At 70.5% G+C, this 16,491-nt stretch carries 17 protein-coding genes and 2 tRNA genes; 5 read left to right on the forward strand and 14 right to left on the reverse strand.

Annotation, left to right across the window (positions count from 1 at the left end; translation table 11 throughout):
- Positions 1 to 13: 13 nt before the first annotated feature.
- From ACFYWG_RS26120 to ACFYWG_RS26140, 5 genes are read right to left on the reverse strand one after another with little or no spacing between them, the layout of a single operon-like run.
- Positions 14 to 1,207: a class E sortase gene (locus ACFYWG_RS26120; RefSeq protein ID WP_389203891.1), complete on the reverse strand. Its 1,194-nt coding sequence runs from the start codon at positions 1,205 to 1,207 to the stop codon at positions 14 to 16.
- A complete protein-coding gene (locus tag ACFYWG_RS26125; protein WP_376325646.1) occupies positions 1,204 to 1,842 on the reverse strand; it encodes an aminodeoxychorismate/anthranilate synthase component II in 639 nt (212 codons plus the stop codon). The genes ACFYWG_RS26120 and ACFYWG_RS26125 overlap by 4 nt, the downstream gene beginning before the upstream one ends.
- A complete protein-coding gene (locus tag ACFYWG_RS26130) occupies positions 1,839 to 2,036 on the reverse strand; it encodes a hypothetical protein (RefSeq protein ID WP_376326013.1) in 198 nt (65 codons plus the stop codon). Before ACFYWG_RS26130 ends, ACFYWG_RS26125 begins: the two co-directional genes overlap by 4 nt.
- A 17-nt stretch (positions 2,037 to 2,053) precedes the next feature.
- The gene (locus tag ACFYWG_RS26135; RefSeq protein ID WP_376325647.1) at positions 2,054 to 2,728 is read right to left on the reverse strand and encodes a class E sortase; all 675 of its coding nucleotides are present in this window, start codon (positions 2,726 to 2,728) and stop codon (positions 2,054 to 2,056) included.
- A gap of 21 nt (positions 2,729 to 2,749) precedes the next feature.
- Positions 2,750 to 3,532: a DUF881 domain-containing protein gene (locus ACFYWG_RS26140; RefSeq protein ID WP_383511511.1), complete on the reverse strand. Its 783-nt coding sequence runs from the start codon at positions 3,530 to 3,532 to the stop codon at positions 2,750 to 2,752.
- 140 nt (positions 3,533 to 3,672) lie between these two features.
- Here ACFYWG_RS26140 and crgA point away from each other — a divergent pair, with 140 nt between their 5' ends.
- On the forward strand, positions 3,673 to 3,927 hold the full coding sequence (gene crgA / locus ACFYWG_RS26145; protein ID WP_376325651.1) for a cell division protein CrgA: 255 nt from the start codon (positions 3,673 to 3,675) through the stop codon (positions 3,925 to 3,927).
- A 255-nt stretch (positions 3,928 to 4,182) separates the two neighbouring features.
- On the opposite strand, the gene ACFYWG_RS26150 is transcribed toward crgA, so the two are convergent.
- Positions 4,183 to 5,073, reverse strand: coding sequence for a rhomboid family intramembrane serine protease (locus tag ACFYWG_RS26150; RefSeq protein WP_389203892.1), 891 nt, complete (start codon positions 5,071 to 5,073; stop codon positions 4,183 to 4,185).
- Between the two features lie 94 nt (positions 5,074 to 5,167).
- Entirely contained in the window at positions 5,168 to 5,695 is a 528-nt protein-coding gene (locus ACFYWG_RS26155; RefSeq protein WP_383511506.1) for a peptidylprolyl isomerase, read from the reverse strand.
- 339 nt (positions 5,696 to 6,034) lie between these two features.
- On the opposite strand from ACFYWG_RS26155, the gene ACFYWG_RS26160 reads away from it, so the two are divergent.
- Positions 6,035 to 6,736, forward strand: a complete 702-nt coding sequence (locus ACFYWG_RS26160; protein ID WP_376325655.1) for a DUF5324 family protein — start codon at positions 6,035 to 6,037, stop codon at positions 6,734 to 6,736.
- A gap of 157 nt (positions 6,737 to 6,893) precedes the next feature.
- Here ACFYWG_RS26160 and ACFYWG_RS26165 read toward each other — a convergent pair.
- Positions 6,894 to 6,966: transfer RNA gene (locus ACFYWG_RS26165), tRNA-Ala, on the reverse strand.
- Positions 6,967 to 7,146: 180 nt separating this feature from the next.
- On the opposite strand from ACFYWG_RS26165, the gene ACFYWG_RS26170 reads away from it, so the two are divergent.
- Both ACFYWG_RS26170 and ACFYWG_RS26175 read left to right on the forward strand, forming a co-directional pair.
- Entirely contained in the window at positions 7,147 to 7,695 is a 549-nt protein-coding gene (locus ACFYWG_RS26170; protein WP_086560503.1) for a DNA-binding protein, read from the forward strand.
- Between the two features lie 158 nt (positions 7,696 to 7,853).
- On the forward strand, positions 7,854 to 9,941 hold the full coding sequence (locus tag ACFYWG_RS26175; RefSeq protein ID WP_389203893.1) for a protein kinase: 2,088 nt from the start codon (positions 7,854 to 7,856) through the stop codon (positions 9,939 to 9,941).
- 23 nt (positions 9,942 to 9,964) lie between these two features.
- On the opposite strand, the gene ACFYWG_RS26180 is transcribed toward ACFYWG_RS26175, so the two are convergent.
- Together ACFYWG_RS26180 and ACFYWG_RS26185 are read right to left on the reverse strand one after the other, a co-directional pair.
- Positions 9,965 to 11,236, reverse strand: a complete 1,272-nt coding sequence (locus ACFYWG_RS26180) for a hypothetical protein (RefSeq protein WP_389203894.1) — start codon at positions 11,234 to 11,236, stop codon at positions 9,965 to 9,967.
- Positions 11,237 to 11,469: 233 nt separating this feature from the next.
- Positions 11,470 to 11,598: a DLW-39 family protein gene (locus tag ACFYWG_RS26185; RefSeq protein WP_003999697.1), complete on the reverse strand. Its 129-nt coding sequence runs from the start codon at positions 11,596 to 11,598 to the stop codon at positions 11,470 to 11,472.
- A gap of 338 nt (positions 11,599 to 11,936) precedes the next feature.
- Here ACFYWG_RS26185 and ACFYWG_RS26190 point away from each other — a divergent pair, with 338 nt between their 5' ends.
- On the forward strand, positions 11,937 to 12,305 hold the full coding sequence (locus tag ACFYWG_RS26190; RefSeq protein WP_389203895.1) for a DUF6344 domain-containing protein: 369 nt from the start codon (positions 11,937 to 11,939) through the stop codon (positions 12,303 to 12,305).
- 94 nt (positions 12,306 to 12,399) lie between these two features.
- Here the strand turns inward: ACFYWG_RS26190 and ACFYWG_RS26195 are convergent, their stop codons facing one another.
- The 4 genes from ACFYWG_RS26195 to gyrA all read right to left on the reverse strand — a co-directional run bounded on the left by ACFYWG_RS26195 (position 12,400) and on the right by gyrA (position 16,475).
- Entirely contained in the window at positions 12,400 to 12,750 is a 351-nt protein-coding gene (locus ACFYWG_RS26195) for a hypothetical protein (RefSeq protein WP_389203896.1), read from the reverse strand.
- Between the two features lie 120 nt (positions 12,751 to 12,870).
- Positions 12,871 to 12,944, reverse strand: a tRNA-Ile gene (locus ACFYWG_RS26200).
- 146 nt (positions 12,945 to 13,090) lie between these two features.
- Entirely contained in the window at positions 13,091 to 13,861 is a 771-nt protein-coding gene (locus ACFYWG_RS26205; protein ID WP_383504182.1) for a DUF3566 domain-containing protein, read from the reverse strand.
- A 19-nt stretch (positions 13,862 to 13,880) separates the two neighbouring features.
- The gene (gyrA, locus tag ACFYWG_RS26210; protein ID WP_376325664.1) at positions 13,881 to 16,475 is read right to left on the reverse strand and encodes a DNA gyrase subunit A; all 2,595 of its coding nucleotides are present in this window, start codon (positions 16,473 to 16,475) and stop codon (positions 13,881 to 13,883) included.
- Positions 16,476 to 16,491: the final 16 nt, after the last annotated feature.

Genomic DNA, 16,491 nt, shown 5'->3' on the forward strand with positions numbered 1-16,491 from the left:
TGGTCATCTGCCCTTAACTGACGAGCGCATCCGGCTTCCCCTTGCTGCGCGGCCGTTCCTCGACCATCTTGCCCCAGACGATCATCCGGTACTTGCTGGTGAACTCCGGGGTGCACGTGGTCAGCGTGATGTAGCGGCCGGGCCGGGTGAATCCCGAGCCCTGGGGGATCGGGTTCAGGACGCTCGTGTTGCTGGGCGAGGTCACCGGCAGGATCGAGGCCATCTTGTAGACGTAGTAGTCGTCCTGCGTCTCCACGACGATCGGATCACCCGGGGAGAGCTTGTTGATGTAGCGGAACGGCTCGCCGTGCGTGTTGCGGTGGCCCGCGAGCCCGAAGTTCCCGGTCTTGTCGCCGGGCATCGCGGTCTTGAGCGCGCCCTCCGCGTAGTGGCCCACCATGCCCCGGTCCAGGACGCCCTTGCTGCTGGTGCCCTCGGCGATCGGCACGACCACGTCCAGCTTGGGGATGTGCAGCAGGGCGAACCCCTGCCCCGGCTCGAAGGTGCCCGGGTTGCGCTTGCCGCTGGCCCAGTCGTTCTGGAGGCTGCTGGCCTCCTTGCCGGCCTGCGCGTGCGCCCGGACGTTCGTCCACCACAGCTGGTAGGTGACGAACAGCAGCATCAGCACGCCGGTGGTGATGAACACCTCGCCGATGGCCCGGCTCGCCACGACCGCGGCACCCGGCTTGCGCGCCCGCGCCTGCCGCCGCGCCTCGACCCGGGACAGCGGCGCCCGCGCGCCCTCCCGGACCGCCTGCCCGTTGCCTCGTGCCGCCCGCCGGCCCGACGGGGCCTCGGCGGCGTCCCCATGGCGTCCGTGGCGGCGCTTGGCGGCCTTCCTGCGGGCCGCACGGCCGCCGGAGGCGGATCCGGTCCCCGGCGCCCCGCCGGCGCCCGCAGAGCCCGCCCTGAAGTCCTCCGCGGGCGGCGGATCCGGCATCCGCAGCGCCACGGTCTCCTCGTCGATCACGGGTGGCGGCTGGTACTCCTCCGGGCCCGGTGCGTACGGCGCCGGATACGGCTGCCGCGCCCCGGGCGGGAACGGCCCGCGCCCCGGACCGGGCCCCTGCGGGTACGGCTGCGGCCCCGCCTGCGGAGCACTCCCGTACGCCGGCTGCCCCGGCCACTCCTCGAACGCGCCCGGCGCCCCGTACGACTGCTGCCCGTACGAGGTGTCGGACTCGCGCTCGGGGCGCAGCGCGGTCACGCCGTGGCCCTGCCCACCACCGGGGCGAGCCCGGCCGACCTCGCCACCGCGCCCTCGTCCCCGCACTCCGCCAGCCAGTTGGCCAGCATCCGGTGGCCGTGCTCGGTCAGCACCGACTCCGGGTGGAACTGCACGCCCTCGACCGGCAGTTCGCGGTGCCTGAGCCCCATGACGATGCCGTCCTGGGTGCGGGCGGTGACCTCCAGTTCGTCCGGCACGGTCGCCGGTTCGGCGGCCAGCGAGTGGTAGCGCGTCGCCGTGAAGGGAGTCGGCAGGCCGGCGAAGACACCGCCGCCCGCGTGCTCGACCAGGGAGGTCTTGCCGTGCAGCAGCTCGGGCGCCCGATCGACGACACCGCCGTAGGCCACCTGCATGGACTGCATGCCGAGGCAGACACCGAAGACCGGCACGCCCGTCGCGGCGCAGTGCCGGACCATGTCCACGCAGACGCCGGCCTGCTCCGGGGTGCCGGGCCCGGGGGAGAGCAGCACACCGTCGAAGCCGTCCTGGGCATGGGCCGTGGAGACCTCGTCGTTGCGCAGGACCTCGCACTCGGCACCCAGCTGGTACAGGTACTGGACCAGGTTGAAGACGAAGCTGTCGTAGTTGTCCACGACCAGAATGCGCGCGCTCACTGGTTGTCCACCGTCACATCGTTGAAGGGAAGCAGCGGCTCCGCCCACGGGAAGACGTACTGGAAGAGGACGTAGACCACGGCCACGACCAGGACGAGTGAGATCAACGCCTTCACCCACGCGCTTCCCGGCAGATGCCGCCAGATCCAGCCGTACATGCCGTCCCTTCCGTCGTACCACGGCACCAGACCCACGCCGTACCGCCACCAGACTAACGGCGCAGCGCCTCCGGTTTCCCGGCCTCCACAGGGCGGGTGGAGTCCAGGTGCGCCCAGACGATCAGCCGGTGGCTGTGCCCCCACTCCGGCTCGCAGGTGGTCAGCGTGAGGTACCGCCCCGGACGCGTGTACCCGGATGTACGTGGGACAGGGTCGATCACCTCGATGTCCGAGGGCACTGTTTTGTGCGGGCCTTTGTCGATCCGGTACGTGAACCAGCGCGTGCCGTCGGTCAGCACCACGGCGTCACCGCGCCGCAGCCGGGGGAAGTCCTTGAAGGGGTCGCCGTGGGTGCGGCGGTGGCCGGCGACCGCGAAGTTGCCCCTCTGCCCGAGCCGGGCGGTTCCGGCGTAGTGGCCGAGCCCCTTCTTCAGCGTCGCGGTGGAGGTGCCCTCCAGCACCGGCTTGTTCCACGTGAAACCGAGCCGCGGGATGTACATGATCGCGAAAGGCCGGCCGGCCGCGTAGGAGGCGGGCCGGGACCGGCCGGCGGCGGCGCCCGCCGCCGGAGGGGCCGTCGACCACTGCCTCTGCAGCAGGTCGATCTGCTGGTCCATGACGCTGTCGGCCCGCACGCCGCTCCAGAACAGCACGTAGACGACGAACAGCACGATCAGGCTGCCGACGGTGAGGGACAGTTCGCTGACGGTTCTGACGATCACACGCACCGGCGGCTCCCCCGGCCTCGCTTACCGCTCCACAGGCTTCGCGTAGTGCAGGTCCACTGTGCCCGCGTAGCCGGGCAGCGTCACCGGGCCGTCCTCCTCGACTTTCCAGCCGAGGCCGTAGACGTTGACGTAGACCATGTAGTTCTGGATGGCGGGCGCCTGGGCCAGCGCCTTCTTCAGCCGCTCGGTCTCCCCCACGGCCGTGATCTTGTAGGGCGGCGAGTAGACGCGGCCCTGGAGGATCAGGGTGTTGCCGACGCAGCGGACGGCGCTGGTGGAGATGAGCCGCTGGTCCATGACCTTGATGCCCTTGGCGCCGCCCTGCCACAGCGCGTTCACCACGGCCTGGAGGTCCTGCTGGTGGATGACCAGGTAGTCGGGCTGCGGCTCGGGGTAGCCGGGGAGCTTGGCGGTGGCGTCCGGCGGGGCGTCGTCGAGCGTGACCGTGAGTCCTTCGCCGGCGAGCTTCTGCGTCCCGGCCCGCTTCTCCAGGGCCGCGAGCTTGGCGTCCTCCGCGCGCGTGCTGCCGTCGTCCCGCTCGGCGAGCGCCTCTATGTCCTTGCGCAGGGCTCCGTTGCTCTCGTCCAGCTCGCCGTTCTCCCGGCTGCGCTCGTGGATGAGGTCGGACAGCTTCAGCAGCGAGCTGTCCGTGCGGATGTTGGTGCCCTTGGCGGTGTCGAAGCTGGTGAAGAAGATGAGTCCGGCGAGAGCGAAGACGGCCGCGGTGAGGATCCGTACCGGCCGGAAACGGCGCACGCGCGCAGGGGTGGATCCCGTCCCGGGGGAGTCGGCAGAATTGCTCAACGTACCCTTATCTCCTTCGGCGCGGCGGAAGCACTACGCTAACGGACGCCCCGGGGGAGCCATCGGAGTCCCCTCCCGCTGCCCCGAGACCGACCCAGTTACCTGCGCGGCCACGCAGCGCATCGACAGGAGAGACCCTCGTGCCGAAGTCACGTATCCGCAAGAAGGCCGACTACACGCCGCCGCCTGCGAAGCAGACGACCGCGATCAAGCTGACGAACCGTTCCTGGGTCGCACCCGTCATGCTGGCCATGTTCCTCATCGGCCTGGCCTGGATCGTCGTCTTCTACGTCACCGACGGTTCGCTGCCCATCGACTCCCTCGGCAACTGGAACATCGTCGTGGGCTTCGGTTTCATCGCCGCCGGATTCGGCGTCTCGACGCAGTGGAAGTAGCGGTCACCGGCCGGTGAACACAGCTCTGCCCAGGGGTGTTCACTGAGTTATCCACAGCGGTTTTCCACAGGTGGAAAAGAAACGACGATCTGTGGATAACTCGCTGAGTGTTGACGCCGGTATGACGGAAGTACCACGAGTCGAAAGTACGTTCGCCCCCTGTCTGACCTGCGAGAACGCAGGTAGGTGACAGGGGGCACGTCTGTTCCCGCACACTATGCACAAGATCCGCCACCCGCTGTGGACAACGCCTGCTCAGACGAGCTGCGCGGTCCTCAGCACGGTCAGCAGGACGACGACGCCGAGCACCAGTGCGCAGGTGCCGTACTGCACGAGCGCGCGGTGCTCGCGCGGGGCGTGGACCATGCCGTATCCCACGACGACACCCGCCACGAGGCCTCCGATGTGGGCCTGCCAGGAGATGTTGAAGCCCGGGCTGAAGGTGAAGATCAGGTTGATCGCCAGCAGCGCGATGATGGGCCGCATGTCGTAGTTCAGCCGGCGCATCAGCACGGCCGTGGCACCGAACAGCCCGAAGATCGCGCCGGAGGCGCCGAGCGTCGCGGTGGTGGGCGAGGCCAGCAGATAGGCCAGGGCACTGCCCGCGAGTCCCGAGACGAGATACAGGGCGAGGTAGCGCACCCGGCCGAGGGCCGCTTCGAGCGGGCCGCCGAGCCACCACAGGCTGAGCATGTTGAACGCGATGTGCCAGATCTCCTGGTGGGTGAAGACCGAGGTCACCATGCGGTACCACTCGCCTCCCGCGACGCCCTCCGTGGGCGTGAAGGGAGCCGGGGGCCAGGCGCCGAGCAGGACCAGGTCGCTGAGCAGCGACTCGTGGATCTGGACGGCGAGGAAGACGGCCAGGTTGATCCCGAGGAGGATCTTGGTGATCAGCCGGGGGTCGGAGGTGACGGCGCCGCCGGCGATCGTCCGGGGCAGAGCGGCCGAGGGCGCGTGCCCGGTGCCGGCGCCGGTGCGCACGCATTCGGGGCAGTGGAAACCGACCGAGGCGTCGACCATGCACTCGGGGCAGATCGGACGCTCGCAGCGGGTGCAGCGGATGCCGGTCTCGCGGTCCGGGTGGCGGTAGCACAGGGGGACGCTGTGGGCGTCCTGCGGGCTGCCCGCAGCCTGGTCGTCCATGGGATCCCCTCGGTCGTGGTGAAAAAGGCCCGCCCTGCCCATCCTTACGGACGAGCAGGGCGATTGGTTCCCCGTGGAGGCCTCGGTACCCGGCTCAGCGGGTCTCGATGACGACCGACTCGATGACCACGTCGTTCAGCGGGCGGTCGGTGCGCGGGTTCGTCTGGGTCGTGGCGATGGTGTCCACGACCTTCTGGCTGGCCGCGTCCGTGACCTCGCCGAAGATGGTGTGCTTGCGGGTCAGCCACGCCGTCGGGGAGACGGTGATGAAGAACTGCGAGCCGTTGGTGCCCGGGCCGGCGTTGGCCATCGCCAGCAGGTAGGGCTTGTCGAAGCGCAGGTCCGGGTGGAACTCGTCCTCGAACTGGTAGCCGGGACCGCCGGTGCCGTTGCCCAGCGGGTCACCGCCCTGGATCATGAAACCGCTGATCACCCGGTGGAAGACCGTGCCGTCGTAGAGCTTGTCCGTGGTCTTCTGACCCGTCTCCGGGTTCGTCCACTCCCGCTCGCCCTGGGCGAGCTCGACGAAGTTCTTGACCGTCTTGGGGGCGTGGTTCGGCAGCAGCCGGACCTCGATGTCGCCGTGGTTGGTCTTCAGGGTGGCGTAGAGCTGCTCAGCCACGATCTGCCTTCCGTTGTCTTTCTGTGACTCCCTGATCCTCGCATGGACGGGCCTCCGCGTCGCCCGGCCTCGGTGCAGCGGGGGGAAACCCTCGGCGGGCAGCTCGCAGAAATCCGGCCGAGTCCTTCCGGGTCGGGGGCGCACGGCGCCGATCCGTGGCATTGTCGACGACAAGCTCCTGTTGCCCCTTATTCATCCGCTATTGCACGTGATCGGCGCTTGGTCACTGTTCCCGTGACCCGGATGCCCGTCCGCGCATGCCCGGTCGTGCACCGAGAGGCATGATCCGTAAAAGGGTGGAAAGTCGAATTACCGTACGCCACCGAGGAGGAGGAACCCGTGACCCGCATCGACAGCGTGCGCGCCGCGACCGGTTCGGCGAAGGAGAGCGTGCTGCACGCCGCGGAAGTGGTGGCGCCCTACGCCGACACGGCCAAGGACAGGGCCGCGCACTACGCACACGAGGCACGCGTACGGCTGGCGCCCAAGGTGACGCAGGCAGCCGGGCAGGCTCGCGCTCAGTACGGCACGCATGTACAGCCGTATCTGGAGCAGGCCCGCACGCATGTGCCGCCGAAGGTCGACCAGGCCGCCCATGAGGCCGCCGCCCGCACCCGCCAGGCCGCCCGTCAGGCGGCGGAGTACTCCCGACCGCGGATCGAGCAGGCGATGGCCGCGGCCGGACCCGTCACGACCGAGGCAGCGGCCCGGAGTGCGGCGGTCATGGCCGCACTGCGCGGCCAGGTCTCGTCGAAGGAGATCCAGAAGCTCATCCGCAAGCAGCAGCGGCGGGCCAGGGCCGGCAAGGCCATGAAGACGCTCGTGATCGTGGGCGCCGTCGCGGGCGGTGCCTTCGCCGTGTGGAAGTGGTGGGACAAGCAGGCCAACCCGGACTGGCTGGTCGAGCCGCCCGCGGCGACGGAGGTCCCCGAGTCGGGGCGCCTGTCCTCCGTGGACGGCACGGGCGAGTCCGTCCTGGACCCGGAGGTCGAAGCCAAGCAGGCGGAGGAAGAGGCCGCCCGGCGCGACGACCGTTCCTGACCGCCACCGGATCCAACAGCGCGGCGGGGCCGGAGACTTGAGGTCTCCGGCCCCGCCGCGCTGTTTCACGTGAAACACCTGCCCGGACGCGCCGGCGGCGGACAGGAGAAAGGCCCTCCGAATCTACGTTTCCGCAGCTCGGAGGGCCTCTCGGGCGTGGAGCCTAGGGGAGTCGAACCCCTGACATCTGCCATGCAAAGACAGCGCTCTACCAACTGAGCTAAGGCCCCGGAAGGAGACGTCCGACGGGGAAACCGCGTCCCGGCGGGCGTCGGAGACCAGAGTACCGGGTCACCCCCGTGGTTCCGCAAAAAGATTGGGGGTCCCCGTCGACGACCACGCTCCGTAAGATGCTCGGCGTGGTTCGCTACCGCGAACCGCCGTACTTGGGGAAGCGATGGGGAGACGCAATGGACGCCGCACAGCAGGAAGCCACCGCAAGAGCGCGGGAACTGCAGCGGAACTGGTATGGGGAGCCGCTGGGGGCGCTCTTCCGTAAGCTCATCGACGATCTTGGGCTCAACCAGGCTCGTCTCGCCGGGGTGCTGGGACTGTCCGCCCCCATGCTGTCCCAGCTGATGAGCGGTCAGCGGGCGAAGATCGGAAACCCCGCCGTGGTGCAGCGGGTGCAGCTGCTGCAGGACCTGGCGGGGCAGGTCGCGGACGGCAGCGTCAGCGCCGCCGAGGCCACCGAGCGCATGGAGGAGATCAAGAAGTCTCAGGGGGGCTCGGTGCTCAGCAACACCACGCAGACGACGAGCAGTTCGGGTGCCCCCACGGTCAAGCGGGTCGTCCGTGAGATCCAGTCGCTGCTGCGCTCCGTCGCGGCCGCCGGCGACATCATCGACGCCGCCGAGACCCTCGCCCCCACCCATCCGGAACTGGCAGAGTTCCTCCGGGTCTACGGCGCCGGCCGCACCTCGGACGCCGTCGCGCACTACCAGTCCCACCAGAACTGAACCCACGCCCGCCGCCGAAGGGGGTTCGGCAGCGGGCTGCGCGTGAAGTGACGGGGGATGCGCCACGGGGACCGCTCGGAGGGAGTCCGGGGGAGTCGCGGTGCCCGCCACGGGGGAGGCAACGGGGGTAGCCACTGGGGGAGGAGCGACGGACAGCCATGGGTGAGGTCTTCGCCGGCCGGTACGAACTGGTCGACCCGATCGGACGCGGCGGGGTCGGCGCCGTCTGGCGCGCCTGGGACCACCGCCGCCGCCGCTACGTCGCCGCCAAGGTCCTGCTGCAGAGCGACGCCCACTCCCTGCTCCGGTTCGTCCGCGAACAGGCCCTGCGGATCGACCACCCCCATGTGCTCGCGCCCACCAGCTGGGCAGCCGACGACGACAAGGTCCTGTTCACCATGGACCTGGTCGCGGGCGGCTCCCTGGTCCACCTGGTCGGGGACTACGGCCCGCTGCCGCCGGCCTTCGTCTGCACCCTGCTCGACCAGCTGCTCGCGGGCCTGGCCGCCGTGCACGCGGAGGGTGTCGTGCACCGTGACGTCAAGCCCGCCAACGTGCTCCTGGAGGCCACCGGCACGGGACGGCCGCGCCTGCGCCTGTCCGACTTCGGGATCGCCATGCGCCTGGGCGAGCCCCGCCTGACGGAGACCAACCTCGTGGTGGGCACGCCGGGTTACCTGGCGCCGGAGCAGCTGATGGGGGCCGAGCCGGACTTCCCGGCCGACCTGTTCGCCGTGGGGCTGGTCGCCCTGTACCTGCTGGAGGGCGCCAAGCCGGACAGCAAGGCACTGATCCAGTACTTCGCCGAGCACGGTACGCCCGGTGCGCCCAAGGGCATCCCCGAGCCGCTGTGGCAGGTGGTGGCCGGCCTGCTCCAGCCGGACCCCGAGGCACGGTTCCGCAGCGCCACGGGTGCGCGCAAGGCCCTCGCGGCCGCGGCGGAGCTGCTCCCCGAGCCGGGTCCGGACGACGAACTGATCGAGATCTTCGACCAACTCGGCCCTTTGCCCCAGGGGTTCGCCCCTGAAGGGCCGCTGCGCCGGGCGAGAGGGCTGGCGCCCGCGGAGGCGCCGACCGGCCGGGCCGAGCCGGACGGGGAGGCGCCCGGCCGAGGGCCGGGACCGGACGACGAGACGCCGGGCTCCCCCACCGGCTCAGGTTCGACGGACGGGCCTCCTGCGGCACCGGCGACCGACTCGACGACCGGGCAGAGGCCCCGACCCCAGGCAGCCCCAGCACCAGGCGCACCGACCGACCCCGCGACAGGCCGGAACAGGGGCCTACCGACCGATCCCGCGTCGGGCCAGAACCCGGGCCTAGCGACCGGCCCCGCGTCGGGCCACGACCCGCGTCGACCGACCGATCCCGCGAAGGGCGGCAGCGTGGGCCTGCCGACCGGACCCGCAGCAGGCGACAGCCCGGGCCTATCGACGGGCCCGGCATCGGGCGACAGTCCGGGCCTGCCGACCGGCCCCGCACCGGGCCACAGCTCAGGTCCGTCGACTGCTTCCGCGACGGACCACAGCTCACGCCCGCCGAGCGAGCACGTAACGGACCACAGCTCCCCCCGGCCGGCCGTACCCGCGGCAGCCGCAGCCGCAGCCGCAGCCGCAGCCGCAGCCGACGGAACATCCGAGCTGTCCGATCCGGCACAGCCCGCCGGTCACCGTCCTTCCCTCGCCCCCGCCGATCCCTCGAATCCCGGCGCCCCCGCACAGCACTCCGGTCTCAGCGACCCCTCCCATGCCTCGCACCCCCCGAGCACCCCCTGGCCCACAGCGACCGGCCAGCCGCCCTCATCCCAGGGCCAGTTCGCTGCCACAGGCGAGGCGGCCGCCCCGGCCCCGCAGCCCTCTCAGTCCTCCATGTCGGACACCGACAGCTTCCCCCTGCCGCCCCCGCAGGGCACGGTCACCTCCTCCCCGCGCCCGCACGCCGAAGCACTTCCCCCGCAGCGCCCCGTCTCCCCGCACGACCCCACGCTTCCGCTGCCCCCGGCGCAGCCCTTCCCGCCGACGTACACGGCCCAGCCGCTGCCGCCCGCGCAGCACTACCGCGCCGAGCCCGTCACGGCCTCGTACACGGCGCAGAGTCCGCAGACCGCGCCACCCGCGGGTCAGCTGCCGGCACGGCACCGCGCCCGGCGTGCGGCCCGCCCCGGCCCCCCGGCCAAGGCGGTCGTCCCTCTGCTGATCCTCGCGCTCGCCTGCTACGCCGTCGGCTTCTGGGCCCTGGCCCAGCTCTGACGCGGCCCGGGGCCTTGCCCGGGTCAGCTCCGCACGGGGCTCCGCCGACGCACCAGGAGGGTCCAGACACCGAGCCCCACCAGCAGCGCGCTCCCGGTGCCGATGCCGCTCACGGCGACCACGCGCAGCGCGGTGTCGTCGCCGCCCGGCACTCCGGCGGCCGCCGCCTCCCTGTCCTCCTCCGAGACGTCGAACAAGCCCTCGGGGTCGGACTCCCCCGCGTAGTCCGGTCCCGCCTCGGCCGTTCCGCGCACGTCGACCCGCAGAGTCGTCGCGAAGGGCCCGTCCCCGAAGCTGTCGGCGACGCTCTCCGACAGATGGGCGACCAGGTAGTAGGAGCCCGCGAAGCGCAGGGCACCGGTCTGGGCGAGGGGAGCGTTGCGGTTGGCGTGGTCCACGGGCGGCAAGGGCGGCAGGCTTCCGGACTTCTGGTCGCCGTCGTAGCCGACGCCGAGGCGGGCGACATGGCCGCGGGCGGGGTTGTAGAGGGTCACCTCCAAGGCGTCCGAGACATACCCCGTGCCTCCCGAGTCCGAGCTGCCGAGGTCGGCGGTGACCGCGAGCTGCTGACCCCAGTCGACCGGCACCGTGTAGAAGACCGTCTGCCCGGGGCGCAGTTCGTCCCGCCAGACACCCCGGTCCAGGGGAGTCGCCCCGGCGAACCCGGCAGCGCCCTTGCGCTGCTCGGCGTCCCCCTGCAGCGGCTGGGGGGTGGCGGAGTCCCATGTCTGGGGGGCACCGGTGGCACCGGCCTTCGCCGTCTGCGGCTCCGTCACGGCGAGGATCTCCAGCTCCCAGGTGTCCGGCGAGGAGCCCTCCCCTTCGGGGTCGGCGCGCTCGACAGTCACGTGGTAGGCGCCGTCCGCGCGGCACAGGGGCTTGCCGGGGGAGATCTCGCGCATGCCCCAGGCGGCGATCGGGTGGGGGCTGCGGGCGGTGCCGAACGTCGTGGTGTCGACGGAGCAGGAATTGCCCTCGGCGTCCTGCACGGACACCTTCAGACCGTCGACGACGGAGACGGAACTGCCCGGGGGAGGAACGGCGGTGACCGAGACGTAGGCGTTCGTCGTGGCGTCGAGATCGAGCCGGTAGCTGACCTTGTCGCGGCTCGGGAGAGAGCTCCGATAGGACCGGCCGGGCGTCAGGGGGTCGGCGTCGGCGGTGGTGCGGGCTCCCTCGATGCGAGTGGCGTCCTCGGCGAAACCGTAGGAACCCGGTGCCGTGGCCGTCCCGGACACCGCCGGCAGAGCCACCGCCTGAACTGGCGCGACGGCGGCCGACAGCACCAGCGCCACCGCGGCGGCTCCCCGGCGCACCACCCGCGCGTGACGCCCGCGCCCCGCGCTCGCAGGCCACTCCCGGGCCGTACGGCACCGTCCCCTCACGCGCCACCCCTCACCGTCGCCGGACCACGGACCGTGAAACCGTGGCCCATCCTGCCCCGCCGACCGGCTTCGCGGCCGCCCCTCGGCACACAAAACCCCGACCGCGAGGCGGCCGGGGTCTGCTCGTTAGGGGTGGTCGTGACTCACGAACCCGTGGGCACGGAGTCGGTCGCCTCCGTCCACAGATCCTGCTCGGCGCGATCCGCCTGGATCTGGCGGTACACGAGGAGCCCGCCGATGGCGGCCAGTGCGACCAGGAGAAGCTTCTTCACCGCGCGACCTCGTCTTTCCTTGACGTAGGGGACCTCTGGCGCCCGACTATACACACCGACCGAGACCGATCGGTGACCTGAGTCGGCCCTCAACTCACCTCCCGTACAGCGGGATCGAAGCCAGAGCGGCCGATCGGATCGGAGGGTGATCACACCCTGACCGTCGGTGACTTTTGGCCGCTTTTCGCCGTCCTCCTCACCTTTTCGACCCTCATAGGGCCATCCGAGTGGTGTTCATCTGAACATCGCGGCGCCACGGTCGGAGATCCACCACTTCCCGGCCCACATACACATCATGAGGAAAGTACGCAAATCGCCCGACCCGAAAGTGAGGGGCCATGGCCCGGAACAAGGTCATGAAGCTGTGGACCGCGATCGTCACCGCCTTCCTGGCGCTGTGCACGACGCTCGGACTCGTCACCACGACCACCGCCGCCGCGGCGGTACCGCAGGCCGAGCAGGAGCGCAACAGCACGAGCACCGGCGGCAGCATCCCGCAGCAGCGGACGGCACCGGCCACGTTCCCCTGGACGCAAGCCAGGGCCCTGCCCCCCACGATGAAGCAGCGCATCCGCGCCGAGGCCCACGGGAAGACGCCCCGCTGCCGCCACCGCCCGGTCGCGGACCAGGCGGCCCCGGCCACCACCGACTGCGCCGACGACGACAGCGACTCCGAGAGCGACCACCTCACACCGCTCCAGCGCTGACCCCCTGATCCCATCCCGGCGATCCTGCGTACAGAGCCCGGCAGCTCGACAGAGCCGCCGGGCTCACGCATGTCCCCCGGCACGGCAGTTGCTGTCAGCCGCTGGTGTCCGCTCCTCGGCGCCGGAACACCCGCCGAGTGCCGCGCACGACAAGGATGAAAACCGTCCGGAAGACCATGAAGACAGTCGTGAGGGCGAGCGCACGGGCCATCACGTCAATGACCGTGGTCCAGGGATCCGGTAGGTCGAGAAGGAGCGAGAGCTCTCCGAGCGCCGTAGCCAGCCCGAACACGAACGGCAGCCATTCCCAGTGAGTCCGTGAGCCCTGCCGGACCGCTGTCTGCCGCCTGTGCCGCCTCCGCCGCGTCACCGAGCTGAGGATGACGCTCAGGACGATCATCGAAGCGGGCACCCACAGGTCCGACCAGTGCACCGTGAGCTGCACGGCTCCTCCCCCTTACCGCTCTGAGCCCTGCCGGGATGCTGGAAGATCCACTCATCGGCCGACGTACGCCGTGAACGCCGAAGACCCCCAGTCGCTGGCGACTGAGGGTCTTCCACCATGTGGGGCTAACAGGATTTGAACCTGTGGCCTCATCCTTATCAGGGATGCGCTCTAACCAACTGAGCTATAGCCCCGCCGCGCTCTGCGGTGTGTGTCCCGCGCGCTGACTCCTGAAGATTAGCGCACGACACGGGCAGTCCCAAAATCGGTTGCCGGGACACCGGTACCGGACGGTCATGAGCCCCTTCCGCAGGAGGTCAGACGCGCGGAGGAGGGGTGCTCACTCGTCCTCGGCGAGCGTCAGCTCCACGCCGCCGACGAAGCCGGCGGAGAGGTTGTAGATGAACGCGCCCAGCGTCGCGAGGGCTGTCGCCAGGACGACGTCGATGACCGCGATGACCGAGGTGAACAGCAGCACGTTGGGCAGCGACAGGAAGGCCTGCAGGTCGAAGCCGTTCGACTCGTTCGAGCCGGTCGCCTCGGAGATCGTGCCGCCGACCGTCGAGAAGACGCCCATCGCGTCCATGACCATCCACAGCACGGCCGCCGCGACGATCGTGCAGATGCCGAGGGCGATGGAGAGCAGGAAGCTCACCTTCATCACCGACCACGGGTCGGCCTTCGCCACCCGCAGCCGCGCCTTGCGCACCCGCGGCACGGTCCGCGCCCCGGCACCGGTGCGAGGCCGCCGTACGGCCGCGGCAGCGCCGGCGGCGGCGCCCTGCTGCGCCGGGTAGGCCTGCGGCGGGTGGTACGGGCCCGCCTGCTGCTGCGTCTGCCGTTCGCCCGGGAGCGGGGAGGCGGCGCCCTGGTCCTGGGCGGCCGCGTCCGCGCCGCCCTTCGGCCGCGCCTGCGCACCGCGGCCGTCCGTGCCCGCCGCGCCCTTGCCGTCACGCGCCCCGTGCGCGGGCGTGTCCTTGTCCGTGGACCTGATCGGCTTCAGGTTGGTCGTCTGCGGGTCCGCCGCCCGCGCGGCGGAGCCACGGCCGCCGTCGCCCGTGTCCGTACCCGTCGAGGTACCGCTCGGTCCGGCGCCCGTGGCTCCGCTCACGCTGACTCACTCCTCGTGCCTACTCGGCCGAGGGCGCCTCACCCTCGTCCGTGCCGGTGGCGGCGGCTTCCTCGGCGGTTTCGTCGACGACCACGTCGCCGTCGACCTCTTCCGCCTCGCGCCCCGCCTCGGCGTTGCGAGCGATGCCCACGACGGCATCGCGCTTGCCCAGATTGATCAGTTGGACGCCCATGGTGTCACGGCCGGTTTCCCTGATCTCGTTGACTCGCGTACGAATCACACCGCCCGACAGCGTGATGGCGAGGATCTCGTCGGTCTCCTCGACCACCAGCGCGCCGACGAGCGAGCCGCGGTCCTCCACGATCTTGGCAGCCTTGATGCCGAGGCCGCCGCGACCCTGGACGCGGTACTCGTCGACGGCGGTCCGCTTCGCGTACCCGCCGTCTGTGGCAGTGAACACGAACGTACCGGGTCGAACAACATTCATCGAGAGGAGCTCGTCCCCTTCGCGGAAGCTCATGCCCTTGACACCCGAGGTGGCACGGCCCATGGGGCGAAGAGTTTCATCCGACGCGGTGAACCTGATCGACTGCGCCTTCTTGCTGATCAGCAGCAGATCGTCGTCGGCCGAGACCAGCTCGGCACCGATCAGTTCGTCGTCGGAACCGTCGTCCATCGACCGGAGGTTGATCGCGATGACACCGCCGGAGCGCGGCGAATCGTAATCCTTCAGAGGCGTCTTCTTCACCAGGCCGGCCTTGGTGGCCAGGACGAGGTAGGGGACCGCCTCGTAGTCGCGGATCGCGAGGATCTCGGCGATCGCCTCGTCCGGCTGGAAGGCGAGCAGGTTCGCCACGTGCTGGCCGCGGGCGTCCCGGCCGGCGTCGGGCAGCTCGTAGCCCTTGACGCGGTAGACCCGGCCCTTGTTCGTGAAGAACAGCAGCCAGTGGTGCGTGGTGGACACGAAGAAGTGGTCGACGATGTCGTCTTCCTTGAGCTTCGCGCCGCGCACGCCCTTGCCGCCGCGCTTCTGGGCGCGGTAGTCGTCGGTCTTGGTGCGCTTGATGTAGCCGCCCCGGGTGACCGTGACGACGATGTCCTCCTCGGCGATCAGGTCCTCGATGGACATGTCGCCCTCGTAGGGGATCAGCTTCGTCTTGCGGTCGTCGCCGTACTTCTCGACGATCGCGGCCAGCTCCGCGCTGACGATGCCGCGCTGGCGGACCGGGGAGGCCAGGATCTCGTTGTACTCGTTGATCTTCGCCTGGAGCTCGTCGTGCTCCTGGACGATCTTCTGGCGCTCCAGGGCGGCCAGTCGGCGCAGCTGCATCTCGAGGATGGCGTTGGCCTGGATCTCGTCGATCTCCAGCAGGCTCATCAGGCCGCCGCGGGCGATCTCGACCGTGTCACTGCGCCGGATCAGCGCGATGACCTCGTCGATGGCGTCCAGGGCCTTCAGCAGACCGCGCAGGATGTGCGCCCGCTCCTCGGCCTTGCGCAGCCGGAAGCGCGTACGGCGGACGATGACCTCGATCTGGTGCGTCACCCAGTGCCGGATGAACGCGTCCAGGGAAAGCGTGCGCGGCACGCCGTCGACCAGTGCCAGCATGTTGGCGCCGAAGTTGGTCTGCAGGTCGGTGTGCTTGTACAGGTTGTTCAGCACGACCTTGGCGACCGCGTCCCGCTTGAGCACGATGACCAGGCGCTGGCCCGTGCGCGAGGAGGTCTCGTCGCGGACGTCCGCGATGCCGCCGATCTTGCCGTCCTTCACCAGGTCGGCGATCTTCTGCGCGAGGTTGTCCGGGTTGACCTGGTAGGGCAGCTCGGTGACCACCAGGCACTGGCGGTTCTGGATCTCCTCGACCTCGACGACCGCGCGCATCGTGATGGAGCCGCGGCCCGTGCGGTAGGCCTCCTCGATGCCCCGGCGGCCGACGACGAGCGCGCCGGTCGGGAAGTCCGGGCCCTTGATGCGCTCGATGAGCGCGTCGAGCAGCTCCTCGTGGGAGGCCTCGGGGTTCTCCAGGTACCACTGGGCGCCGGCGGCGACCTCGCGCAGGTTGTGCGGCGGGATGTTGGTCGCCATGCCGACCGCGATACCGGCCGAGCCGTTGATCAGCAGGTTCGGGAAGCGGGCCGGCAGGACGGTCGGCTCCTGGGAGCGGCCGTCGTAGTTGTCCGTGAAGTCGACGGTCTCCTCGTCGATGTCGCGGACCATCTCCATCGACAGCGGCGCCATCTTGCACTCGGTGTACCGCATGGCCGCGGCCGGGTCGTTGCCCGGGGAGCCGAAGTTGCCGTTGGAGTCGACGAGCGGCATGCGCATCGACCAGGGCTGGGCGAGGCGCACGAGGGCGTCGTAGATGGAGGAGTCGCCGTGCGGGTGGTAGTTGCCCATGACGTCGCCGACGACGCGGGCGCACTTGTAGAAGCCGCGCTCGGGGCGGTAGCCGCCGTCGTACATGGCGTACAGCACGCGGCGGTGGACGGGCTTGAGGCCGTCGCGGACGTCGGGCAGCGCACGGGACACGATGACGGACATCGCGTAGTCGAGGTACGAGCGCTGCATCTCCGTCTCGAGCCCGACGGGCTCGACGCGCATGGCGAGGGCGTCGTCCTCGGGCGCCGTCACGGGAGTGTTCTCGTCGGTCATTGCTGGTGAAGGTCCT

The sequence above is a fragment of the Streptomyces sp. NPDC003456 genome, assembly GCF_042878735.1.
Taxonomy (GTDB): Bacteria; Actinomycetota; Actinomycetes; order Streptomycetales; family Streptomycetaceae; genus Streptomyces.